Here is a 24,342-nt window from a genome sequence, read left to right as displayed (position 1 = left end):
GCTGTCCCCACCCGAACGTCCATGTTTCGGGTGGGGACAGCTCCAGCCTTTCTGCGTTTTGCCAGGGTTTAAGCTGACGCTGTACGGTCTTTATTTATCCACCTCAGTTTCACGGTTTCTCCCCTTTTTCATAAGGTGGAAAATCGTAAAGATGATGGTGTGCCCAGCCCCGAACGTGTTTTAGGTAGTACTTGAAGTTCAAGTTCCGGTCTTGCGGAGCAGCCCTGAAGTGCCCCAAAGTATGCGCCCAAGGCATAATCATTGTGCCATCTTCAAACGTAAGATAGTAAGTAACTACTTCCCAAAAGAGCAACTCCCGGTACTCCAGTTTGGCACCGTATTCGTGAACTACCAAATCGGCCAGCAGCAATCCGAGGTGAATCGCTAATCTGGCATCGTAAGAGTCCTTTATCTTTTCAGTAAGCGCGAACTGGACCAAGTCGTATTGAAACGAATCATTAACCACTAAATCTTCTTCCGCCAGCTCGAGCCACTTGGCCAGTTCCTGGCGATAGGTCCGCTGATAGATCAAAAACTCTTCCTCAGAATCGATCAGTCCTTCCAAATCCATCGTCGCTCCGTTTCCCTTTTTCAAGTAAGGGGGAGGACTTACCGCTTGCAGTAAACGCTCCCAAGAGGAATAAACTTTAACGGCAGGCTCAGACTTCCCGCCCCCAAAACTAAACGTGGCAAATCCACGCGACGGCACTAGGGCTACCGTCCCATCTACCTTGGACACAAAAACTTTAAAATACTCCTCCCGTGTCCGTTCGTAGATTCGTTCATATTCGAGGTTCCGCTCAAACACCCCTTCATCTATTAGTCTTTGCAGCTCGCTCACGCTAGCCCTGAATTGTTCAACCCTTAAGCTTTGGTTCATGTTTTTCTGGATGCGTTGGGAGCAACTGGGAAGCAGTAACAAAGAAAGTAAAAAAAAAGCGTGACGCGCAGTTTTTTTCATAGTCAACAATGATACTGGGGAAAGGAAATCTCTTGGGGTAGGCAAGAGATGCTTTGTGGCTGCAGTGCCAGTGGTGGAATGCCCCCTTGCTGGGTAAACTTGCGCCGTGGCGCTCTTGTCAAAGAAGCACCTTTTGTTTAAACTACATCAACAATTTTACGGCCCAAGAATAACCTTAATCGGATGCGACAGATTGAATCTTAAGTTGCCAAAACTGCGCCAGCTTCCATTTATTTAATTTCTGTAAGTTCAACTTTGAGTATCTCATATTTCTGACCCTCCTGCATCGCAGAATAGAAAATGAGCCGCAGAACTATTGCAGGAAATTTTTCGCTTCTGTAAGTACGTGGATCTGCACTCCCCCGGGGCCCAGAGGCCACCTCTTTGAAATTTAATTCTTGATCAAGTTCTGGGAGTATTTTTTGGATTTCTTCCAAACTTGACGTTATCATAGCAACCATTGAAGAATCCTCTGCATAAAGAAAGAATAAAGAGTCCGCCACTAAAACATCTGGATTGCCAAAAGCCGGGTAACTTACCGATGACAGATACGCAGCTTCGAGTGTTTCTAAATCTCCACTTTGCGAGACCAGCTGGCATTGATGCTGCTCGGCAAAAAGCGTAAAACATTCAACTTCATCGCAGCCCAGAGATGTAATCAGGTCGGATATCCTTGGAAGCTCCTGGCCGGGCAACCTGCAAAGGGAGAGGAACAAAAGAAGGACAAATAAATTTCTCATTCAACTAGTTTTTTTTTTACAAGCAAAGATAGACTAATAAAATAGACTAGCCCTACTTTGGCCATTCAATGCCTAGGTGCCGTTTAAAGGCTGCTCGTTTTCGGGTATTCTCCTTGTCTGAATCTACTATGAGTTGTTTATGCAATACCATTTTAACCACCCCATTAGGGAGCTCCGTAATTTCTTCGGCTTCCGCAAAAGACATGACCTTGCTTTTATCTATCGCCGCGAAAAATCCACTACCGAACCAGTAAGTGGATGCGGTCCAAGGGATTATACCTATACTATCAATGTAGACAATAGGAGACTGGGCCCATACTGACTCATCCCCTTTTACAAAACCATTATGCTCGGACGGGTAGTAAGCTTTTTGCCAATTTTCTTTAGCAGACAACCCATACTCTACATCTACCAACGACACAAAATCAAGCTGCTTGTTTGAAAACTCGCCAATGAATTTGTCCAAATTAGCAACATCTAAATTACCTTCAGCAAATGAAAATCCCAAAAATGCTTTATCAGGAGATATTGTCCTTGAAAAAGTAAACGTTTCCGGGAGGAGGACCTCACTAAAATATTTATCGCCAGATAAATAAATCTCAGGCTCTTTTTCCTCGAAAACAAAAGACATCATCTCAATAACCTCTGGTGTACTTAAGTACGATTTCTTTAATCTATCTGGAATTACCTTTAGCCTTCGGTAGTCAAAAAACATTCCTTCTGTCCTCAAACCAGCTGACAACAAAATGATTATAAAATCATTAAAAATGTAGTCAAAAGACTCTTGATAACTAAATGAAGCCTTAATAGAAACCATTTTTGCACTTCGCTTCTTCTTAAGTATTGACCACATAACGCATCTATTTTAACTGCCGTTTTAATTTGTAAATGTACCAATTTCATATTTACGATCACCAAACTGGGCATGAAGAAGCTACGACGGGCGCAGCGATCCCTCCCGCCCCACCAACGAGCAATGCCTTGGCCCTTCCTTTGAAAACCGGCCCCCAAGGCCAGGATCTCCGGCACACCATAAACCCCGGTTTAGGGTGGGGACACCCTCAGCCGGGCGTATACTGGAGGCGGGAAAGTACCTGCGCCAGCCCTCTTCCCTTGCTCCTTGTCCTAACTCCCCCCTTCGGGGGGTCGGGGGGGAGCACCTGCGGCCGCGCCCACCTACTCCCCCTTTGGCGCCCGCAACACTCTTGCTTAGTTTTGTGCATTCCCCCCAAAACCAGCATCTAAGCTCTTGCGAACCATTCGCACCAAAGTTTCCGTTATCTTTCGGATGAAATTTTACTCTATGCGTTATCTCCTGCTCGGCCTGCTGCTGGCCGCCACCACCATCCTGATGGCTCAAGACTACCAAACCGCCTACCAAAACATCGATAAACTCGGCCAGGAAGGCAAGTACCGCAGCGCCCTGGAAGCCGCCGAACAGCTTTACCAGCGCGCGGAGCGGGAAGGCGACCAGGACGACATGCTCAAAAGCCTGGCCTACCGGGCGGCCTACACCTTCCAACTCGAAGAAGATGGCTACGACGCCAGCCTTCGCCTCCTCCAAACCGAACTGGCCGAAAATACCAACCGCCCCGTCGTAGCCGCCGTCCTCCACTTCCTCCTCGGCCAGGGCTACTACAATTTTGCTCAGCAAAACGCCTACCGCCTGCGCAACGCCACGGCCACCACGCGCGATTCCGTCCCCAGCCCCACCACGCCGCTGGCCGACTGGAACCTCCAACAACTCGCCGACGCCGCCAACCACCACCTCCTTACGGCCCTGGAGCTGGCCGCCAAAGAACGCACCCGCCTCACCACCGTGCCCGCCATCGTGAAGGGCGAGGAAGCGGGCATGCTCTTCACCCCCACCTTGTACGACCTGATGGTGCAAACCGCCATGGGCATCCTGGGCAACCCCCTGCTCAGCGTCGGCAACCCCACCCCAAGCAATACCGAGCGCTTCTGGGTACCGGCGGCCGAGTTTGTGGAACTCGACCTCAGCGACCTCGATTCCACCAGCGGCAACGCCCGCCAGCTCCGCCTCCACCAGGATCTCCTGCGCTACCACCTGGGCAGCGGCGGTACCCCCCTGCTGGGTGCCGACCTGCAACGCATCGAATTCCTGGACAGACTCGGCGTATCCGATAGCCTTTACCTCGCGACCCTCGATGCGCTCTACCGCGCCTACGCCAACGTGCCGGGCCGCGACCTAATCCTTGTCCGCAAAGCCCAGCGCTACAACCGCAGCGACGACCAACTCGGTCCCCGTCCCAAAGCCAAAGCCCTGGAGATCCTCGCCCAAATCAAAGAAAAACTGCCCTTCGTCACCGCCGCCGCCGAAACCCTCCGCCGGGAAATTACCTGGGTAGACCTTCAGGCGACCGTCCAGGAGACCTACGGCAAAGGCGAAAACCTCCTCTTCTTCCTCAACTACCGCAACGTCGGGCGCGTCTACCACCGCCTGGTGAAATTGCCCGATGACTGGACAGAATCTGGCCGTTACGACACCGAACAAAAGCGCATTGATGCCCTGCGCAAGCTCCCCCTGGCCGCCCGGGCCGACTTCCGCCTGCCCGACAACGACGACTACGAAGGGCACAACACCGAAAGCTGGATCAAGGCCCAAGCCGCCGGCCGCTACTGCCTGCTCACCAGCACGGGGCAGGAGTTTGACCTGGCTAAAGAAACCGTCGTTGTTAACTTCTTCCAGGTCAGCAACCTCGCCCTCGTCAAGTTCAACGACGGCGAAAAGTACTACTACGAGGTGGTCGACCGCAGCACCGGTGCCCCCCGCGCCGGCGTGGAAGTGACCGTCCGCCGCCTCAGCGAGCGGCGCAACGGCGACTGGACCACGGTAAACACCTTCAAGACGGGTGCCGACGGCCGCATCCCCAACCCCGACGTCAACCAGACCCAAATCCAGTTCTTCCTCAAAGACGCGGCCAACGACGACCGCTACACCAGCGAGCCGATCTACGCCTACCGCAACGATCGCCCCGACCGCAACCGCAAAACGCCCTTCACGCCGCTGTTCACCGACCGGGCCATCTACCGCCCCGGACAGACGGTCCACGTCTACGGCATCACCTGGATAAAAGACCAACGGGAAATGCCCACCATGCTGACGGGCGAGACCCGCACCCTCACCCTGCGCGACGCCAACTACCAGGAAGCTGGCAAGGCCGAAGTGACCAGCGACGCCTACAGCCGCTTCAACCACTCTTTCAAACTTCCCGCGGGTGGCCTGACGGGCAATTTCCGCATCGAAACCGAAGGGGGCTCCGTCTCCTTCCGCGTCGAAGAATACAAGCGCCCCCGTTTTGTAGTCAAACTGGACGGCCCCGACTTCGCCCTGGCCGGCCAGGAAACCACCGTTGAGGGCAAGGCGACGCTCTTCGCCGGACCGGGCCTGAACGACGCCAAAGTGAATTACCGCGTCTTTGTGGAGGAAGTCCGTTGGTACTGGTGGTCCCGCGGCGGCGGCGGCGGAGACCGTGAGCTGGTGGCCAGCGGCAGCGCGACGACCGACGGCGACGGGGCCTTTACCGTCACCTTCACTCCCGCCGAAGGCTTGCAGCAAAAACGCGCCCGCTACCAGTACGTGATTGAAGCCGACGTCAGCGACGCCACCGGCGAAACCCACGAAGCCAGCACAACCGTTGGGCTGCGCGGCGAGAAACCGCTGATCAGCCTGCAAATCCCCGCGGAAAGCTACGACATCAGCGACAGCCTCACCATCCTGGCCAACGGCACCGACGAGGCCCTGACGGTGCTGTACCGCATCGTGCCCGTCACCAAGCCCGGCATCGGTCTGCGCAGCCGGCAGTGGCCCTTCCCCGATCGGCCCCTCCTCGACACAAAAGAATATCTCCAGCGCTTCCCCGAGCTGCCCAGCACCCCTACCCTCCCCCTGGAGGAATGGCCCGCCAAAAACCTCCCCGTCCCCACCGGCGAAATGCAGGTGGCCGACGGCAAAGGCAGCGCCAGCGTTGACCTCTCCAAATACGCCGTAGGCCACTACCGCCTGGAATGGACCTACCCCGACGGCACCAAGGGAGAACCGCTGACCTTCCAGGTGATGGACCTGGCGAAGGGCGAACTCGCGCCGGGCCAACGCTATTACCTGGATGGCCTCGACCAGGAAGTGAAAGTGGGGCAGCCCATCACGCTCACCTTCGTAGGCGGGGTAGAAATCCCGCGCATCACCTACGGCTGGGCCAGCCGCCGTGGCTACGTACACGCTACCACCAGCGCCAACCGCCGCACCACCATCACCTACTTGCCAACGGAAGAAGACCGGGGTGGCATCCAGTTTTTTGCCGCCTTCCTGCGCCTGAACCAACTGACGACCATCAGCGAACGCTTCACCCTCGACTGGGAAAACAAAAAGCTGCGGGTAGAATACGCCACCTTCCGCGCCAAACTGCGCCCCGGCCAACCCGAGCGGTGGACCCTCACGATCAGCAATGCCGACAGCACGCCCATCGCCGCTGCCGCCCTGGCTTCGATGTACGACGCCAGCCTCGACCAAATCTACGCCGGCGGCCGCTGGAACCTCAGCGCCTTCCCCTTCTACTACGGCTACCGCGATTTTGCCGAGCAACTGCAGGCGGGCACCAACTCCGGCTACGGCTTCAACAATATCCCCGAGCCCAGTTTCCCCGACGCACTGATGCCACCCGTGTTTGACTTCGGGCCGCTCGATTTTCTCAACTACGGTCGTTATGAAGACCAGCTATTCTTAACAAGTGAAGCTCCGCGCGGAAGAGGAGACATGGCGGAGATGCGTGTTCAGAGAAGTGTCGCCAAGGCCAGCCCCAGCCCGATGGCGGCCTCTGCCCCCGCCAACTACAGCGCGGAAGATTCCGTGCCGCCGCCACCGCCGCCGCCCGCGCCGGGAGAAGGCGGAGGAGGCGAGGACGCCCCCGTGCAAATTCGGACCAACCTCCAGGAAACAGCCTTTTGGTTACCGGAACTGACCAGCGACGACTCCGGTCGCCTGACGGTGAGTTTCAACAGTCCGGAAGCCCTGACGAGCTGGACGTTCCGCCTGCTGGCCCACGACAAAAATCTGGCCTCGGTCATTTCCCAGCAAACGATCGTGACGCAGAAGGAGCTCATGGTCCTGCCCAACGTGCCCCGTTTCGTCCGCGAAGGCGACGCGCTTTCCCTCACCGCCCGCGTCAATAACCTGACGGATACGGCGCTGCTGGCCCGCGTGCAGCTGGAGCTGTTCAACCCCATCACCGGCGAGGCGTTCCCTGCGGAGACCATGCGGGCGCTGAACGCAGGTGCAGGGGATTGTCCAACGGAGCAAAGCGTGTCCGCCCAAGCGGGAAGCACCTTCTGTTTTAACCTCAGCATCCCCGAAGGCTTTTCCACCGTCGGCCCCGTCGGCTACCGCATCATCGCCCGGGGTGGTGCTTATTCCGACGGCGAAGAGAACGTCTTCCCCGTCTTATCGGACCGCACCCTGATCACCGTCAGCCAGCCCTTCTACCTCAAACGGAAGGAGAAGAAAACCATCGAACTGCCCCTGCTGGCCAGCAACCGCAGCAACAGCCTGCAACACGTGGGCTATACCTTCCAGGCCACGACCAACCCGGCCTGGCTGGCCCTCAAGGCCCTGCCCTACCTGATGGAGTACCCTTACGACTGCACGGAGCAACTCGCCAACCGCTACTTCGCCAACCAGCTGGCCTACACCACCGTCAGCAGCAAACCCATCCTGGAGCAAGTCTTCCGCCAGTGGCAACGGGATTCCAACGCCCTGAAGAGTGAACTGGAACGCAACCCCCAACTCAAAAACGCCCTGCTGACCGAGACGCCCTGGCTGCGCGAAGCTGAGTCGGAAGCCGCCCAACGCGCCCGCATCGGCGACCTCTTCGACCTCAAAAAACTGGCCGACGAGCAAACCGCCGCCCTGGAAAAACTGGCCCAGCGCCAGGATGCTTCCGGCTACTTCAGCTGGTTCCCCGGCGGACGCGAAAACCGCTACATGACCCAGTACGTGGTGGAAACCCTCGGCCGGCTCCGGCAGCTCGACGTTGTTTCGCCCGACCAGAAAGCCCGCGTATCGGGTATCAGCAAAAGTGCCATTGCCTTCCTCGACGAGGCCTGGCGCAAAGAGTACGTCGAATACCTCCGCCAAACGGAAAAAACCCCGGACCAGCGCAAAGACTACCAGCCCTCCAGCACCGTCGTCCACTACCTCTACGCCCGGGCAATGCACGCCGCAGCACCGCCCCAGGACGACCAGGCACGGGAAGCCCTCGCCTTCTACACTACCCGTACGAAGAGCAGCTGGACGAAGTATGGCCTCTACGAACAGGCCCTCCTGGTAGCCACCGCCACCAAGACCGGAGACCGCGCCACCGCCACCACCATCGTTGCTTCCCTGCGCGAACGGGCCCTGCACAAAGACGAGTTCGGGATGTTCTGGAAATACGGCCAGGGCTACACCTGGCAGCAACTCCCCATCGAGACCCACTGCCGCCTGCTGGAGGCCTTCCAGTTGGCCGGAGGCACCACCGAAGAACTCGACGAAATGCGCCTGTGGCTCCTGACCAACAAACGGACCAACCGCTGGGAAACCACCAAGGCCAGCGCCGCCGCCGTCTTTGCCTTGCTCAACGGGGGAACCAACTGGACCGAATCGGAGGGAGAAGCCATCCGGGTAGAGTGGCCGGACTTTGCCGCTCGCGACTTACTCAGCACCCGCGTCCGCGCCCTCCAAAACACGCCCGAAGCGGCTACGGGAGCCTTCTCCCTGGCCCTGCCCGGCAGCGAAGTGAACAGTGGCCTGGCCACCGTACGCGTAAAAAATCAGGAAAATCGCCTGGTTTGGGGCGGGGTGTACTGGCAGTACACGGAACTGGCCACGAAGGTGGCGGGGAGCAACGACGGCCCCCTGACGCTCGACCGGGAGCTGTTCCGCCGCATCGCCACCGCCGATGGTGTCCGCCTGGAACCCATTACCGCCGACGCACCCCTGGCCCCCGGCGACCGCGTGACCGTCCGGCTCATCCTGCGCAGCGACCGCGACCTGGATTACGTCCACCTCAAAGACCGCCGCGCCGCTACTTTCGAGCCCATCACCCAAATCTCCGGCTACCAGTACCGCAACGGCCTGGGCTATTACTTTGCCCCCGGCGACCTGGCCACCAATTTCTTCATCGACCACCTCCCCCGCGGCACCTACACGCTGGAGTACGACCTTTTTGCGACCCACAAAGGCAGCTTCAGCAACGGCCTGGGCCGCGTCCAGTGCATGTACGCGCCGGAATTCGGGGCCAATACGGCGGGCGCGCGGATTGTGGTGGAGTAATGGACGAAACCCGGGCTTAGAGCCCCATAAAAAGACCCGCTGCAGTGCGCTTACCTTTAATAAGGATAGCGTACTGCGACGGGTCTTTTCTTTTGTAGGCAGTGAAGATCTAACTACCTTAGAAAGTTAGTAGCCCAAGTCCGCGCCTCCTTTAGAAATTCGAGCTTCTATTGGGATGGGCACAAGGAAATCTAGCAAAAAATTTGCAGAAAACCAAGAGCGAACCTAACTTTGCACCAATAGTACCCGCCACGCTTGCCCTTTCGGGGGCAGCGCACCCAGGCGGGTCATTTTATTTTAGGCCATGCTAGACACTAAACGCCCTATTAGCATCGCCGACCAGATTGCTTTGTTGCGTAGCCGAGGCATGCTTATTTCTGATGAGCAAACGGCCCAGCACTTCTTGCGTAATGTAAGCTATTACCGGTTGGCAGGATATTGGTGGTCAGATCAAGAGGACCGCTTAACTCACCGCTTTCGGCTGGGTACTTCTTTGGAACAAGTTGTTCTTCGATACAATTTTGATCGCGAGTTGCGCCTAATCATTATGAACATGATTGAGCGTATTGAAGTGGGGATCCGAACACGATTAATTTACGAACTATCCCTCGCTTACGGCGCTCATTGGTTTGAGGAACCGAAGTATTTTTTCCGCAGAGCCGACTACGAAGGAATCATCTCCTCCATCCGGAAAGAGGTCGGTAGAAGTAAGGAAATTTTCATTGTTGAACATCAGCGTAAGTATATCCTTGACCATCGATGCCCGCCAGCGTGGAAGTCTTTTGAAGTACTCACGATGGGGGCACTTTCTAAGATCTACGAATCTTTGCGAAATGAGCTCCCGGAGAAAGACCGAATTGCTCGTGATCTTGGCCTAGGTCGGCACACCTTGCTCAAAAGCTGGTTACAAGCTATAACTGTAGTTCGAAATATCTGTGCTCACCACAGCCGACTGTATGACCGGGTATTGCCTATACGGCCAATTCTCCCGCATAGAACTCATCTCCCTTGGGTCGACAACCAAACCATAGATTCTTCCTCCAGCACTTATGCCATCCTTTGTTGTCTCCAGTACTTGCTACAAACGATAAGCCCAGGCAACCGTTTTCCCCAGAGAATGGGAAAACTGTTGGAGGATTACCCCACTGTTGGAATCAAGGCAATGGGCATGCCAATACGCTGGAAAGAGGAGCCGCTTTGGCAATAACATAACTCTACCCAACAACGAAGCGTAGGGCAACGGGAAATTATGAAGATGTCATTTGGTAAAGACACTTATTGGTTTTTTCGCCCAACTTCAGCCCTCCCCTACAACTTAAACCCATCAATGCGGGCGGCCAGTTCGTCGCGGTAGCTTTTGCCGACGGGGAGGTTCGTGATTTTGCCTTTTTCCTTTACTTCCACCATATTTCCGTGCAGGGCCTCGATGCGATCGAGGTTGACGATGAAACTGCGGTGGATGCGCTGGAAGCTGCTGGGGGGCAGGCGGTCTTCGAGCGATTTCATGGTCTGCAGGGTAATCACGCGGTCATCGGGCATGCGGATGATGACGTAGTCTTTGAGTCCTTCGATGTAAACGATGTCGGCCAGGTTAACGCGGACCAATTTTTTGTCGGCTTTAACGAAGAAGAAATCGCTTCCCCCGTCTTCTACCTGACCCGCTTTGGCTTTTTGCTTGAGTTCGGCTTGCTCGATGGCCCGGTTGCAGGCCTGGAGGAAGCGCTCGGTACTGATGGGCTTGACGAGGTAATCCAGGGCATTGAGCTCGAAACCGTCCAGGGCATAGTTGGGGTAGGCGGTGGTGAAGATGGTTACCGGTGGGTCTTTGAGGCTGCGCAGGAAATCGGTGCCCGTCATTTGGGGCATGCTGATGTCGAGAAACATCAGGTCAACGTCCTGGGAGTTGAGTACGTCATTGGCCTGGAAGGCATTATCACACTTGGCCACCAGTTCGATCTGGGGGATCTTCTGGAGGTAGGTCTCCAGGATGTCCTGGGCCAGGGGCTCGTCGTCGACAATTATGGCGTGGATCATATTGCGTTTATTTGGCTAGTTTGGGGCGGGGGTTGGGCCCCGGGCAACTAAAGTTTTAAGGAAAGATGAACGGCGTAGGTGGCGGGAGACTCTTTGATCTCCAGCTCGTAGGCGTTGGGGTAGAGCAAGTCGAGGCGCCGGCGTACATTGACCAGTCCGATGCCGCCGCTGGGGCGGTTGCCGTGAACTTGGCTGGGCATGATGGAGCCCTTGCTGTTTTCGATGATGAAACGCACCGAACGGTCTTCGGCGTGCAGGCTGGCTTTCACAAAACCATCGTTAATGGCGGCATTGACGCCGTGTTTAAAGCTGTTTTCCAGGAAGGGAATAAACATCAGCGGAGCCACCATCTGGTCGGTCACCGCACCGCTCACCTCAAGTTGGATGTCGATGCCTTTGCGCTGCCGCAGGCGCTCCAGGTCGAGGTAATTGCGCAGGTAATTGATTTCTTTGCGCAGGGGGACGCGGGGTTCGTTGCACTCGTAGAGCATGTAGCGCATCATCTCGGAAAGCTTGATGACGATGTCGGGGGCCTTATCGTCTTTTTTCAGCGTCAGGGCGTACAAGCTGTTGAGGGTATTGAAGAGAAAGTGGGGATTGATCTGGCTTTTGAGGAAGCGCAGTTCGGACTGCATCGTCTCATTCTCCGTCTTTACTTTTTTGCGGTTCAGGACGATCCAGTCGACCATTATTTTGCCGACCGTGCTCAGGCCCGCCACCAAAAAAGTGCTGAAGAAATAGGCGTAGAGGTTATTCAAAATGTCTTCCTGGAGGCCGCCGGCTTTGGTGAACAAGACGTATTTGAGGACCAACTTGAGGGGCGTGAAGACGAAGGAGATCGCCAGCAGCAGCAGCAGGTAGGTCCAGTACTGCCCTTTTTTCAGGTAGGCCGGAAAGAGGTAGAGCAGGTTGATGTAGACGACTACGATGTAAAAGGCGACGTTGATCAGTTCGTTGGCCAGGGAGATGCCGAAGGAAAACTCCCCGGTTCGCCACTGCATGGCCACCAGTAATACGAAGAAGGCCAGCCAGCCCCCGGCGTGGTAATAGGGCTGCCGCGTCAGGGTATGCCCCAACCGATCTAGGAAGCCACTGATCTCCTGGCTTGGTTTATCTCGCAGTAGCGTCGACATGATGCCAAAGTACGCACGCTGGCGGGAATGGCCCGGAGATTTCGACAAAAGCGCCCTCTCTTCCGTTCAACGGCAGGGGTCGCCCGCCGGGGATGCCTTATCTTTGCCCCATGAAATTGCTCTTCGTTGCCGCCGTTGCTGCGGCCCTGATTTACTACATCGGCAAGGAAGTCTTCGCGGCCTTCCGCCACCTTTCGGAGCAGGAACTGATTGACTTCTGGAAGGGCCAGACCCCCGCCGCCGTCCGCCGCCGCATCAGCGAGCACCTGGCCAGCTGTAGCAGTTGCCGCGACCGCCTCGACGAGGTCCGCCGCCACCACACTGGCCCGGGCACCAATAGCCCCCTCATTGACCGTAAGTACTAACACCCCTGAAAATCCTACTCCCATGCACGTTGATGACCACGCCATTGTTAGCCTCAGTTACGAAGTCCGGGAAGGCGGCCCCCAAGGTGCGTTGCTGGAGCGGATGGACGTAGCCCACCCTTTCCACTTCATGTTCGGCGTCGGCAAAATGCTCCCCGCCTGGGAACGCCGCATTTTTGGCCTGAAGCCCGGCATGGGCTTCACCTTCCTCCTCTCCCCCGAAGAGGCTTACGGCCAGCCCAGCAAAGACCAGATCTGGGAACTCCCCATCCAGCACTTCCAGAACGAGCGGGAACAGATCGACCCCAGCCTCCTCGTCGCCGGGCAGTTCGTCACCCTCACCGCCTCCGATGGCAAGGCCGTCAACGCCAAAATCTTACGCTGGAACGATGAAACCGTCACCCTCGATGCCAACCACGCACTGGCGGGTATGACCCTCTTTTTTGCCGGAGCCGTCCTGGCCGTCCGCCCCGCCACCGTCGATGAGCTGATCCAAAAACGCTACCTGGGCGAAGGGGGTTAAGGGAGGCTTAAGCACCCCTGGTGCGCAAAATGGTGGAGCCGTGAGGTGGAGACGTTTCACGTGAGGTGGAGACGTAGGGTGTGTAATCTGACGGGAAATCTGTTCGCCGTTTTCTGGCTCCCTTGTAAAAACGTAACTACTGGTTTTAAACGTAGTTATGAGTTTTTCCCACGGCACAGTTACCGTGAGGGCATTCTGTATCAGATTACACACCCTAAGTGGAGACGTTTCATGTGAGGTGGAGACGTTTCACGTCGACTGTAAACCTTTGCTGATAATGTCTACCAAGGTTGTACCCCGTCTGACACTGCGACGTAAAACGTCTTGACCTCACCTGCCCCTGCGACGTAAAACGTCTGGTCCTCTTCACCACTCCACGCAACTCCATGTTTTACCTCCATGCGACTCCATGGGCTAAATGCAGTGCCGGACCAGAGGTCCGGATCCGATCTAGAACAACTGCGACGTAAAACGTCTTGACCTCACTTCGCCGCACTGCGGCTCAACCACCCGTCTTAGCACCTCTTCGTGTTCTTAGTGGTTCAAAAAAACCTGCGCAAGCAGGCAAACAATCTCAGTGGTTCAAAAAAAGCTGCGCAGCAGCCCCTATTTAAAATTTAAACACCACCCCCAGATTAACCCGCTCGCTTTTCCCGATAAATTCACCGTCCAGCACCCAAGCCCCGCCGGCTACCACGCCCACCCAGTCTTGCAGGGGGATATACAGCGTTGCCCCCAGCCGTTGCCAGCTGCTGCCCGTGCCCACCGCCGCAGTCATCGGCCCCGCGCCGCCGGCTAAGGCCGTGACAAACTCCGCCCAGCCCTCCACGTAGAAGTATTTGCCGCCGTAGCCCGTCCGCAGCAGAACCGGCCACGCCGTTTGGGAGGCGGGAGAGAACTGAAAGTCGATGCCCGTCTGCCCGTGGAGGAACCAACCGCTATCGTGCTGGTACTGGTAGGCCAGCCGCCCCTGAAAAACCAGGGCCCGCTGCCCGAGCGCAGTAATGCCGGCCGTTTCGTAATTCCCCACCGGAAAGCTGAGCCCGACGGCGGTGAAAAGGCGGTGGCAGGCCCGGCCCGCCCGGTTTTCCAGGTTCAGATACTTCAGCCAGAGGGAGGCATCCTGCAGGCTGCCGGGGCGGTCATTGGCCCGCAGGTAAGGCAGGGTGGCAACCAGCGAGGTGTTGTCGCTCATCCCCCGTTCCAGGAACAAGCTGTAGCCCACCGTCGTCACCTCCCGGTTCTCCCGCTGGTCTTCGGGCAGGAGGTAAACGTCAAAAGCCTCCCGGCTGTAGCCCAGGGCGATGGCCGTCTCTCCCTTCGCGACGGGAAAACCACTGATGGGCCCCTGGGCATAAGCCACGCCCGCGAGGAAAAAGGGGAAGAGAAAGCGGAGTGGTCGAAACATGTGATCCATTACGGTAAAAATAGGGGGGAAGTTTTTTGCGGTTCGGCAAAGTTCGGTCGGCTGTCTTTTCCCGACCAAGCCGTTTCTGAGCGACAGCCGTCCTGCGGGGCAACGCGGCTGGCATTCTCCCCACCGGAAAAAGCGTCAAAAGCCTATCTTTGCAGACCAAAATCCGAACTCTTGAGCGATAGCCTGGTCATCATCCCAACCTACAACGAAAAGGAGAACATCGCCAAGATGGTGGATACGGTATTCAACCTGCCCTACCCTTTTCACTTGCTGATTGTCGACGACGGATCACCCGACGGCACGGCCGACATCATCCGCGAGCTGCAACAACGCCACCCCGACCGCCTGCACCTGCTGGAGCGCAGTGGCAAACTCGGCCTCGGCACGGCCTACCTCGATGGCTTCCGCTGGGGGCTGAAGCGCCCCGAGGGCTACCACTATTTCTTTGAGATGGACGCCGACTTCAGCCACAACCCCCAGGACCTCGTGCGCCTGCGCGAAGCCTGTCACACGGGAGGCGGCGACGTGGCCGTGGGCTCCCGCTACACCCGGGGTGGGGGCGTGGAAAACTGGCCGGCCGATCGCCGCATCCTCTCCTACGGGGCCTCGCTTTACGTACGCATCATCACCTGGATGCCCGTCAAAGACCCCACCGCAGGCTTCATGTGCTACACCCGCCCGGTGCTGGAAGCCATCGATTTTTCGGCCATCCGCTTCATCGGCTACGCCTTCCAGATCGAGATGAAACACACGGCCTGGAAGCTGGGCTTCCGCATCGTGGAAGTGCCCATCACCTTCACCGACCGCGTGCTGGGGGCCAGCAAAATGCACGGCTCCATCGTCAAAGAAGCCATCAAGGGCGTCCTCACCCTCCGTTTCGGCTAGTCCGGAAGCAGGGCGCGGTCGCAGGTGCTCCCCCCCGACCCCCCGAAAGGGGGAGTAGGGATGAAGAGCCAGGGAAGTCTAACTGCACGGCCCCAGACGAACCCATTCCCTGTCTTTTACCCGGCATCCCGAAATCCTCCGGGACCATCGCCTGCGGCCGCGCCCAATACAACAAATCACCCGCCCGCCGCGTAACTTGCCCAAAACCTGCCTCCGGTGGCCCACCCAGCACCTTCCCCGCGGCCAGCAAAACTGTTGCTCATCGGCGCAAGCGTCCTGGTGGGCAGTTGGTTGTTGGGGCTGAACCACCTCCCCCTTTTTGACTGGGATGAGCTCAATTTTGCCGAAACGGCTAGAGAGATGCTCGCGAGCGGCAACTTTTTGCTGCCCACCATCAACTACCAGCCCTTTCACGAAAAGCCGCCGCTCTTTGCCTGGTTTCAGGTGCTTTCCATGTCGATCTGGGGCCAAAACCCGCTCGGGGCCCGCTTTCCGAACGTGGTTTGCGGAGTGCTCACTTTGTTGGTGCTCTGGCGGCTGGGCAAGCGGCTCCACGGCGACCCTTTTGGCCTGTGGTGGGCGGCCCTGCTGGGTTTGAGCGTGCTGCCGCAGTTGTACTTCCGTTCGGGCATCATCGACCCCTGGTTCAACCTGTTCATCCTGCTGGGCCTCTTTCCCAGCCTGGCGGGCGAACGGCTCAACGGCAGAACCGTCCTGATTTCCGGCGCTTGGCTGGGTTTGGCGGTGCTCACCAAAGGCCCGGCGGCGGGACTCATCGGCGGCTTGTGCTGGCTGGGCCTGCTCGTGCTCGTTCCCTGCGAGCGACCGGGGCGGGCGGTGAGGTATGCCTTGATCGGTTTGCTGGCGCTCGTTCCCGCCGCCCTGTGGTTTGCCGCACTTTGGTGGCAAGACCAGGGCGGCCTGGTGCTGGATTTCCTGGCTTACCAGTGGCGACTGTTTTCCAAAGAAGACGCGGGCCACGGTGGCTTCCCGGGTTACCACGTCGTGGTCTTGCTGCTCGGATGTTTCCCGGCGGGCGTCTTTGCCCTGCCCGCCCTATTGAACCGCCGGGCTTACGCTACGCCGGCCGACCGCGGCATGCGCCTGTTGTTCTGGACCGTTCTGATCCTCTTTTCCATCGTCAATACCAAGATCGTCCATTACTCCAGCCTCTGCTACTTTCCCCTGGCCTGGTTTGCGGCGCGGTGGGTGAGCAGCTCCGCCCCCGGGTCCGTGCGCCACGTGCAAACCGCTACAGCGGCAATCTGGGGCCTCTACGCCCTGCTGTCCCTGGCCCTCCCCGCTGCGGGAAGCACCGTCGAGCTATGGCTTCCCCGCATCCAGGACGCGGAGCTGGTCTCGCGCCTGCAGCTGCCCGTAGAATGGCCCTGGTACACTTTCTTGCCAGGACTGCTCCTCCTGGGCGGACTAGCGGTGTTGTGGCAACTGCAGAGCGCCCCGCCACCCCGGGTACTGCTGGCTCACTTGCTGATTTCCTTCGCCTTTGTCTCAGTCGCCCTGCCCAGCTTTGCCCCCCGCCTGCAAGCCTACAGCCAGGGCGAAGCCGTTGCCTTTTTCCAAAGTCTGGAAGGGAAGGAAGTCTACCTCGGCACGGCCTACTACAAATCTTATGCCCACTGGTTCTACGCCAAAATTCCGCCGGAACGCTACGCTGCGGGTTGCCAAGACCGGCAGTGCCAGTTCCACGGCCCCACTACGCTGCCGCTTTATTTTGCCAGTCCGCTCCGCAAAACCGAGCAGGTGCTGCGGGAGGTGCCGGATGCCCAGGTGTTGTACTCCCGGGGCGGGTTCACCTTTTACCTGCGTCCAGCCGCCGCAGCCCACTAAACACCAGTACAATGTTCAAGCTTCCCGCCTACTGGTTGGCCTGCCGCCGGGCCCGCGCTAAAATGGACGTTGTAACGGAGCGCGCGTATTACGGTCCCCACCCCCGGCAGTACGTCGTAGTGGTCCGCAACCGGAATGCTGCCGCCGAAGAAGGTCCGCTGCGCTACGCTTTTTACTTCCATGGTGGTGCCTGGACTTTCGGGCGGCCCGAAACCTTTGTTCCGGCGGCCATCCCCTGGTTGGAGCGGGGCTTCACGGTGGTGCTGCCCAGTTACCGCCGCCCGCCCCGCGTGGGCCTGCACCGGATTGTGGGCGATTGCCGGACGGCCATCGCCCACTGCCGCCCAGCTGCTCCGGTGGCGGAACTGCACGTAGCGGGGATGAGTGCCGGCGCCCACCTGGCCGCCTTGCTCGGTAGCCAGGGATCCTGGTGGGAAGCGGCGGGATGGGAAGTGCGGCCGTCGGCGGTGCTGTGCTGCGCCGGCCCCCTGTCCTTTCAGCACCTGACGGGCCGCCGCCTGTTCTTGCCCCGCTATACTGATCTTGACCCGATCAACGTCCTGGAACCCGCCCGCGCGGAGCAGCACCAACGCTGGCTCCTCATCCACGGCACGGCCGACCGGGTAGTGCCCATCACCCATTCACGAGAATTCCTGGCCAGGCTCCGCAGCTTGGGCTACCCCGCCGGGCTGGAAGTGTTGCCGGGGGGCGACCACCTCGACAGCGGCCGCTGGATGTTTGGCGGGCTGGCGCAGGACAAAGTTGTGGCGTTTTTGGCGGGGGATTAATGCACCAACCACTTCGCGTTGTAGCGCTCCACCAACACGTTGTCGTAGCCGTCGGCTTTCTGGAAAAGGTGTTGGAAGCGGGGCAGGGCCGTTTCTACGGTCAGGTACCGATCGTAGATCAGCAGGGAGAGGATGACGTCGTTGCCGTAGGTGCTGAAGCTGAGTTGGGAGAGTTCGTAGTTTTCGCGGAGCAGGAAAGCGAAGAGGTCGGGGTCGGGGAAGTCGGGCAGCGCACAGAGGTGGGCATCACCCGTTACCAGCCCGCTGTCTTCGTGGTAGGCCAGCTGGATGATGGCGCTGCCCTGGCGGATGCTCCACAGGTTGGGCCCCCGGCGGGCGAGGCGGGCGTCGTGGCCGGCGGTCGTGATGATGTCTTCCACGGTGGCCGCCACGCCGGTGGGCGCGTAATCTTCCACCATATTCGGCAGGGTGATTTCCGCACCGCAGTGGGGGCAGTGGCCTTTGGGGTTGACCGCCACGGCAAAGATGACCTCCCGGCAGTGAAAACAGCGGGCGGCCTCCAGGCCATCCCCTTGCGCGAAGCCTTCCAAGGAGGCCCGTACGGTCGCAACCGGCAAACTCAGGGCGCGGCCCCGGCCCTCCTGCAGGTCGTACATGTTAATGCCCGCCAATTCGCCTTCGGGGGTAAAAACAGGTCCTCCGCTGTGCGCCGCTTCCTGCCAGGCGTCGTGCAGGATGAAGGCAATGCCGTGGCGCTGCCGGTCCGTTTCCAGCACCACCCCTTCGCTGGTGCGCAGGGGGTGGCCAAAGTGCTGGCCCATGGTCAGGATCCGGTCTCCCACCGCCAGCGGAGTTTCGGCCAGCGGCAGGGCGGGCAGGGCGAAGGGGGTGGGCGGACGCAAAAACGCCAGGTCGTAATACGCATCCAGATAAATCACCTTGGCCAGTTGCTCCCCTTCGGCTTCGCTACCGATCACTACGGTGGCGTTGTCGCGCACCACGTGCTCGTTGGTCACTACCAGATTATAGTCGGGCAGGTAAACGCCGGTGCCGGTGCTGAAGGGCGTGGCCACCTGGAATACGTAAGCGGAAAGCATGGGCGTGGGAGGGATGGGTCTTTGGCGAAGATAGTTCATAGTTCATAGTTCATAGTTCATAGTTCATAGTTCATAGTTCATGGTTCGGTAGTTGCGTAGTTTATAGCTTTGTGCTTTCGGGAGCGGTTGGGTTTCCTTTATCCTTTGCCATGCAGCACATGACGGCACCAAAGCCATTTTACACCGCTTTACTGGCCAGTCAAACGGCGGAGGCGGCAGAACTCCGCCGGCGCTACGAACGCCTGGCCCTGGTGCGCCTCTTCGTTTTCCTGATCTGGGTGGTGGGCCTGATTCTGGCCTTCAGCGCGGGCGGTTGGTGGGGTTTGCTGGCGCTGGGGCTCACGCTTCCGCCCCTGGTTTGGGGCGTCCGGCAACACCGCAGGATCGGGCAGCGGGCAGCGGCGGCGGAGGTACGCAGCCAGCTCGCTGCGGGAGAATTGCGGGCCTTGGACCACGACTTCGGGCACTTCGACGGCGGCCAAGACCTGCTCGATCCCGCCCATCCCTACGCGCTCGACCTCGATATTTTTGGTCCGCACAGCCTCTTCCAGTTCCTCAACCGTACGGTCACGGCACCGGGCCGGGAACTGCTGGCCAAGCAATTATTACAGCCCAGCAGCGAGATGGAGCGGGCGCGGACGCAGGTGCAGGGCCAGTCCCTCGGAGCAATGCCCGAATGGTGCCTCGACTTTCGCACCCTGGGCCACGGCCTCCATGATGAAATCGGTCATTTCCAACGGCTCGCAGCGTGGTTGCAACGCCCGGCCGTGGTGACGGGGCGCTGGGAAAGGACCTTGTTGCTGCTCAGTCCGGTGCTGAGTGTGCTGGGCGTGGTGACCGGCCTTTTATTCGTCCCCTGGTTCGTGGCGGCGCTGGCCTTCGTTCCCGCCGCCCTGCTACTGCGCAAGTACGCCGAGATCATCCCCCGCGAACACGCCTACACGGCCGCCATGGGCAAATTGCTCCTGGGCTACGCCGCCCTGCTGGAGCACGCCAGCACGGGCCCCGGGGGTGCTGACCTCCGCGCGGCCGTCCCCGCCCTGCGCCGCCTGAGCTACCTGAGCAGCCAACTTGACGTACGCTACAATCCTTTCGTGTTGCTGCTGGAAATCAGCGGCCTCTGGAGCCTGCAGTGGTTGCGTAAGCTCGACGCCTGGCGGGAAGCTCACCGGACGGCCCTGCCCGGCTGGCTGGAGGCCCTGGCCGAGACCGACGCCTACGTCAGCTGGGCCACCCTCCGCTTCAACCAGCCGGAATGGACCGAGCCCGCATTCACCACCGAGCCCATCCTCCACGCAACCGGCCTCGGCCATCCCCTCCTCCACCCCGCCCGCCGGGTGACCAACGACGTGGAGATGCGCACCGACGGGCACATTCAGCTGGTGACGGGGTCCAACATGGCCGGCAAATCAACGTGGCTGCGCACGGTGGGGATCAACCTCGTCCTGGCCCAGGCCGGCTCCCCCGTCTGTGCCCTGCACCTGCGTACGCGCCCCCTGCAAGTGTGGACGAGCATGCGCACCCACGACGACCTGAGCGCGGCCACCTCCAGCTTTTACGCCGAACTGAAGCGCCTTAAAGTCATCATCGAAGCCGTCAGCGCACCGGATAATGCCGTGTTTTTCCTGCTGGATGAGATTCTGAAAGGCACCAATTCCCGCGACCGCCACACGGGCTCGCGGGCGCTCATCCGCCAGCTCATCCGCGACAAAGGAGCGGGCATCATCGCTACCCACGATCTGGAACTGGCCGACCTCGAAAAAGAACCCGGCAGCCACGTCGAAAACTACGCGATGGAGGTCAAAACCCAGGGCGACGAACTCATTTTTGACTACCGCCTGCACCGGGGCGTGAGCCAAAGCTTTAATGCCACCACCCTGATGGCGCGGATGGGCATTGCGATTCCGCCCGACGAAATTCGTCACAATTGAGACCGGCGAAGGCAAATTCCCGGACACCTTCCCCACATTTTTCGCATTTTCACCCCATCAACCCCAACTTATGAAAATCCTGGTTACCGGTGGCACCGGTTATATTGGCAGCCACACCATTGTTGATTTGATCCAGCACGGATTCGAGGTAGTGAGTGTCGATAATTTCCACAATTCCCGCCCCGGAGCACTGGAGGGCATTGAGGCCATCACCGGCGTAAAAGTGAAGAACTACGAGCTCGATCTGGCCGATGCCGCCGCCGCCCGTAAGCTTTTTGAAAGCGAACAACTTACGGGGGCCATCCACTTCGCGGCCTATAAACTGGTGGGGGAAAGCGTCCAAAAGCCGCTGGAATACTACCGCAACAACCTCAACAGCCTGATGAATGTGCTGGAAGGTTTGCAGCGGCAAGGCAGCAGCAACCTGGTTTTTTCCAGCTCCTGCTCCGTCTACGGCAACGCCGATGCCCTGCCCGTGACGGAAAAAACGCCGCGCAAGGAAGCCGAAAGCCCCTATGCCCGCACCAAGCAGATGGGCGAAGACATCATCACCGATTTCTGCCGCGCCAACCCCTACTTTCAGTCGGTCATCCTCCGCTATTTCAACCCCGCCGGAGCCCACGAAAGCACCCTGCTGGGCGAAGACCCTTCGGACTCCCCTTCCAACCTCGTCCCCGTCATCACCGCCGTGGCCGCCGGAAAACGGGCCAGCATGACGGTGTTCGGAACGGACTACCCGACGCGGGACGGCAGCTGTGTGCGGGATTACATCCACGTGATGGACCTGGCCCACGCCCATACCCTGGCCCTGAAATACCTGCTGAAAGACAAGGCCACTAAAAACCCCGAGTTGTTTAACCTGGGCATTGGCGAAGGGCTCACGGTGCTGGAAGCCATCCGGGCCTTCGAGGAAGTGAGCGGCGTAAAACTGAACTACCAACTGGGGCCCCGCCGGCCGGGTGACGTCGTAGCGGTGTACGCCGACCGCACCCGCGCCGCCCTGGAACTGGGCTGGGAACCCCGCCGGGGCGTAGAGGAAATCATGCAAAGCGCCTGGGCCTGGGAGCAAAAACTGGGAGAGTCAGGCAAGTGATGGACCTAGAACGCGAAGAGTTGGTCTTATTGGGCACGGCAACGTCGCAGGGCGTGCCCGTGCTGACTTGTTCTTGCCCGGTTTGCCGCTCGACCGCCCCCCGCGACAATCGCCTGCGGGCCAGCGCCCTGCTGCGGTCGGGCGTCCAAAATTTTGCGATTGACGTTGGCCCAGATTTCCGCCAGCAGATGCTCCGCGCCCGGGTGAAAACTCTGGATGGCGTACTGATTACCCACGAACACAATGACCATACGGCCGGGCTTGACGACCTGCGGCCCTACTGCTTTGCCCAGGGCATTGAGATGCCCGTATACTGCCTTCCGCGCGTGGCCAAAGAATTGCGCGAGCGCTTTGCCTACGCCTTTTCGGGTTATCCCGGAGTGCCGCGGCTGGACATTCGGGAGGTCAATTTCGGCGAGAGGATTTCATTTGGTCGGCACGATATTGAATTGCTGGAGGTCAGCCACGGCCCTTTGCCCATCTTCGGGATCCGCTGGGGAGATATTGGCTACCTGACGGACGTTAAGTCGCTGCCCAGCACTACCCTGGCGCGCTGCACGGGTTTGTCTGCGCTGGTCCTCTCGGCGCTGAACCGAACGGGCACCCACTCCCACCTCTCACTGGACGAAGCACTCCGTTATTTGCGCGAGCTCAACGTTGGCCAGGGCGTCCTCACCCACTTCAGCCACGGCATGGGCCGCAGCGCGGAGCTCAGCCGGGAACTGCCGCCCAACGTGCGGGCGGGCTGGGATGGGATGGTTTTGCGGCAGGGGGGTGCTTTAGCGGGGTGATGCAGTTTTTTGGGCGCGGCCGCAGGCGATGGTCCCGGAGGATTTCGGGATGCAGGGAAGGTTGGGCTGAGGGGTGAGACGGTGTGGGTTGACGTAAAGCATTTCCCCCCTTTCACCACTTTACGCTAGCGGGAATACCCCCGGATTACGGATGCGGTGCATCCTACATCCGGGGTTATTCAGGTTGGGGGCCGTACCTACAAAAAATTAAAGCTGTACCAACTCAATTCACAACACTTGCTGGAATATCCAGAGTAACCATAAGCTCCGGCTTGATTTTGGTGCGATTATCTGAATTGTACTCCAATGGTTCGACTTCATACAAATTACTCCACATACCCTCCGATTTTATCAACATACTCATAGAAACAAATCTCGCACACAGGCGATGCTCGTTCCATTCTATAGCTAACATGCTCTTCCTTTTCATGTTCCCCCATGCCTACATACTCACTAGGTAAATCAAAAAACACGAATGGCGCATCAGGGGAAATTTCTCCTTCAAGCCTAATTATTTTTTCATTTCCGTTAGCATCATCGTAAATCAAGGATTTTACTTCTGGAGTAACAAATATAACCATATTAGGGCCATGCTTGTCACAAATTATTTTAGCCATATTTTTGGCGGTGTATCATTAGTAATGGCACTCTGTAAAGGAAGATGGCAGCTGGGCAAGTTCACTATCTTAGTGGCGACAAAACTCAGAAAGAATGCTTACCTGCCCAAGCTGCACGAGCTGCAAGATAATCATGTACGGCAAAACTCACCACCAAAAGCAACGTTTTCGTTGTAAGGATTGTAACAGACAGTTTGTCGTAGATAATGGCCACTTGATCAGCAAAGAGAAACGTGGATACATTGAGCGACTGCTTAGCGAAAGGGTAAGCTTACGTGGAATTTGTCGTTCCATGGAAGTGAGCATGACTTGGCTGATGAACTTTGCGGCTTCAATCTGGGAGCAAACGCCGGACAATTTGGGAGTAGATTACGAGCTCCTAGAGAATCTGAGTGATGAAGAGCTACAATCCGTTGAAATTCAATTAGATGAGATGTGGTCTTTCGTCGGCTGCAAGAAAAACAAGCGTTGGATTTGGGTAGTCTATTGCCCAGCGATCAAGCAGGTTTTGGCCTTTCATGTTGGAGGTCGAGGCAAAGCGGACGCCGAAAAAATGCTAGATAAGCTCCCGCAACGGTTAAGAGATCACTGCCAGTTTGCTACCGATTACTGGGAGGCATACTACCAGACGATACCAAGTGACCAGCATCATCCGAGTAAGGCGCTTACTTTTTTCATTGAAGGTTATTTTACGGGCGTCAGAGCAAGGGTAAGTAGATTGGTTCGGCGCAGTGTCGCTTTCTCGAAGAAGCTAGAGAACCATGTGGCGGCCATTGGCTACTTCCTCTGGCAGCGAAACTTGATGGCTCACCATTACTATTGATACACCGC

General features: G+C 58.2%; 19 protein-coding genes. 11 read left to right on the top strand and 8 right to left on the bottom strand.

The window, feature by feature from the left end; genetic code table 11:
- Positions 1-109 precede the first annotated feature (109 nt).
- The 3 genes from H9S92_RS06775 to H9S92_RS06765 all read right to left on the bottom strand — a co-directional run bounded on the left by H9S92_RS06775 (position 110) and on the right by H9S92_RS06765 (position 2,554).
- On the bottom strand, positions 110-961 hold the full coding sequence (locus H9S92_RS06775; RefSeq protein ID WP_187465954.1) for a hypothetical protein: 852 nt from the start codon (positions 959-961) through the stop codon (positions 110-112).
- 230 nt (positions 962-1,191) lie between these two features.
- Positions 1,192-1,701 (bottom strand): hypothetical protein, encoded by a 510-nt coding sequence (locus H9S92_RS06770; RefSeq protein WP_187465953.1) that lies wholly within the window; start codon positions 1,699-1,701, stop codon positions 1,192-1,194.
- Positions 1,702-1,753: 52 nt separating this feature from the next.
- Positions 1,754-2,554: a hypothetical protein gene (locus tag H9S92_RS06765; protein ID WP_187465952.1), complete on the bottom strand. Its 801-nt coding sequence runs from the start codon at positions 2,552-2,554 to the stop codon at positions 1,754-1,756.
- A gap of 450 nt (positions 2,555-3,004) precedes the next feature.
- Here H9S92_RS06765 and H9S92_RS06760 point away from each other — a divergent pair, with 450 nt between their 5' ends.
- The gene (locus H9S92_RS06760; protein WP_187465951.1) at positions 3,005-9,028 is read left to right on the top strand and encodes an alpha-2-macroglobulin family protein; all 6,024 of its coding nucleotides are present in this window, start codon (positions 3,005-3,007) and stop codon (positions 9,026-9,028) included.
- Between the two features lie 304 nt (positions 9,029-9,332).
- Positions 9,333-10,235: an Abi family protein gene (locus H9S92_RS06755; RefSeq protein WP_187465950.1), complete on the top strand. Its 903-nt coding sequence runs from the start codon at positions 9,333-9,335 to the stop codon at positions 10,233-10,235.
- 101 nt (positions 10,236-10,336) lie between these two features.
- Here the strand turns inward: H9S92_RS06755 and H9S92_RS06750 are convergent, their stop codons facing one another.
- Complete coding sequence (locus tag H9S92_RS06750) at positions 10,337-11,062, bottom strand: LytR/AlgR family response regulator transcription factor (protein WP_187465949.1); 726 nt, start codon at positions 11,060-11,062, stop codon at positions 10,337-10,339.
- Positions 11,063-11,109: 47 nt separating this feature from the next.
- Positions 11,110-12,195 carry a sensor histidine kinase gene (locus tag H9S92_RS06745; RefSeq protein WP_187465948.1) on the bottom strand — a complete coding sequence of 362 codons (1,086 nt, stop codon included), beginning with the start codon at positions 12,193-12,195 and terminating at the stop codon, positions 11,110-11,112.
- Between the two features lie 110 nt (positions 12,196-12,305).
- On the opposite strand from H9S92_RS06745, the gene H9S92_RS06740 reads away from it, so the two are divergent.
- Positions 12,306-12,560, top strand: coding sequence for a zf-HC2 domain-containing protein (locus H9S92_RS06740; RefSeq protein ID WP_187465947.1), 255 nt, complete (start codon positions 12,306-12,308; stop codon positions 12,558-12,560).
- Between the two features lie 22 nt (positions 12,561-12,582).
- The gene (locus H9S92_RS06735) at positions 12,583-13,083 is read left to right on the top strand and encodes an FKBP-type peptidyl-prolyl cis-trans isomerase (RefSeq protein WP_187465946.1); all 501 of its coding nucleotides are present in this window, start codon (positions 12,583-12,585) and stop codon (positions 13,081-13,083) included.
- Between the two features lie 610 nt (positions 13,084-13,693).
- Here H9S92_RS06735 and H9S92_RS06730 read toward each other — a convergent pair.
- A complete protein-coding gene (locus H9S92_RS06730) occupies positions 13,694-14,491 on the bottom strand; it encodes a transporter (protein ID WP_187465945.1) in 798 nt (265 codons plus the stop codon).
- A gap of 180 nt (positions 14,492-14,671) precedes the next feature.
- Between H9S92_RS06730 and H9S92_RS06725 the strand changes: the two genes are divergently transcribed.
- The 3 genes from H9S92_RS06725 (at position 14,672) to H9S92_RS06715 (ending at position 18,021) form a co-directional block, all read left to right on the top strand.
- Positions 14,672-15,385 carry a polyprenol monophosphomannose synthase gene (locus tag H9S92_RS06725; RefSeq protein ID WP_187465944.1) on the top strand — a complete coding sequence of 238 codons (714 nt, stop codon included), beginning with the start codon at positions 14,672-14,674 and terminating at the stop codon, positions 15,383-15,385.
- A gap of 216 nt (positions 15,386-15,601) precedes the next feature.
- A complete protein-coding gene (locus H9S92_RS06720) occupies positions 15,602-17,233 on the top strand; it encodes an ArnT family glycosyltransferase (RefSeq protein WP_187465943.1) in 1,632 nt (543 codons plus the stop codon).
- Positions 17,234-17,244: 11 nt separating this feature from the next.
- On the top strand, positions 17,245-18,021 hold the full coding sequence (locus tag H9S92_RS06715) for an alpha/beta hydrolase (RefSeq protein ID WP_187465942.1): 777 nt from the start codon (positions 17,245-17,247) through the stop codon (positions 18,019-18,021).
- On the opposite strand, the gene H9S92_RS06710 is transcribed toward H9S92_RS06715, so the two are convergent.
- The gene (locus H9S92_RS06710; protein ID WP_187465941.1) at positions 18,018-19,118 is read right to left on the bottom strand and encodes a serine protease; all 1,101 of its coding nucleotides are present in this window, start codon (positions 19,116-19,118) and stop codon (positions 18,018-18,020) included. The genes H9S92_RS06715 and H9S92_RS06710 overlap by 4 nt on opposite strands.
- Positions 19,119-19,237: 119 nt before the next feature.
- Here H9S92_RS06710 and H9S92_RS06705 point away from each other — a divergent pair, with 119 nt between their 5' ends.
- From H9S92_RS06705 to H9S92_RS06695, 3 genes are all read left to right on the top strand, one after another.
- Positions 19,238-21,010 (top strand): MutS-related protein, encoded by a 1,773-nt coding sequence (locus H9S92_RS06705; RefSeq protein ID WP_187465940.1) that lies wholly within the window; start codon positions 19,238-19,240, stop codon positions 21,008-21,010.
- 70 nt (positions 21,011-21,080) lie between these two features.
- On the top strand, positions 21,081-22,103 hold the full coding sequence (galE, locus tag H9S92_RS06700; RefSeq protein WP_187465939.1) for a UDP-glucose 4-epimerase GalE: 1,023 nt from the start codon (positions 21,081-21,083) through the stop codon (positions 22,101-22,103).
- Entirely contained in the window at positions 22,103-22,894 is a 792-nt protein-coding gene (locus tag H9S92_RS06695; protein ID WP_187465989.1) for an MBL fold metallo-hydrolase, read from the top strand. The genes galE and H9S92_RS06695 overlap by 1 nt, the downstream gene beginning before the upstream one ends.
- 326 nt (positions 22,895-23,220) lie before the next feature.
- On the opposite strand, the gene H9S92_RS06690 is transcribed toward H9S92_RS06695, so the two are convergent.
- Complete coding sequence (locus H9S92_RS06690) at positions 23,221-23,511, bottom strand: hypothetical protein (protein WP_187465938.1); 291 nt, start codon at positions 23,509-23,511, stop codon at positions 23,221-23,223.
- 94 nt (positions 23,512-23,605) lie between these two features.
- Between H9S92_RS06690 and H9S92_RS06685 the strand changes: the two genes are divergently transcribed.
- Positions 23,606-24,334 (top strand): IS1 family transposase, encoded by a 729-nt coding sequence (locus H9S92_RS06685; RefSeq protein WP_264757905.1) that lies wholly within the window; start codon positions 23,606-23,608, stop codon positions 24,332-24,334.
- Positions 24,335-24,342 lie beyond the last annotated feature (8 nt).

The organism is Neolewinella lacunae (assembly GCF_014349155.1).
GTDB lineage: Bacteria > Bacteroidota > Bacteroidia > Chitinophagales > Saprospiraceae > Neolewinella > Neolewinella lacunae.
The sequence above is the reverse complement of the archived record's forward strand: the minus strand, read 5'-3'. Positions and strand labels throughout refer to the sequence as shown.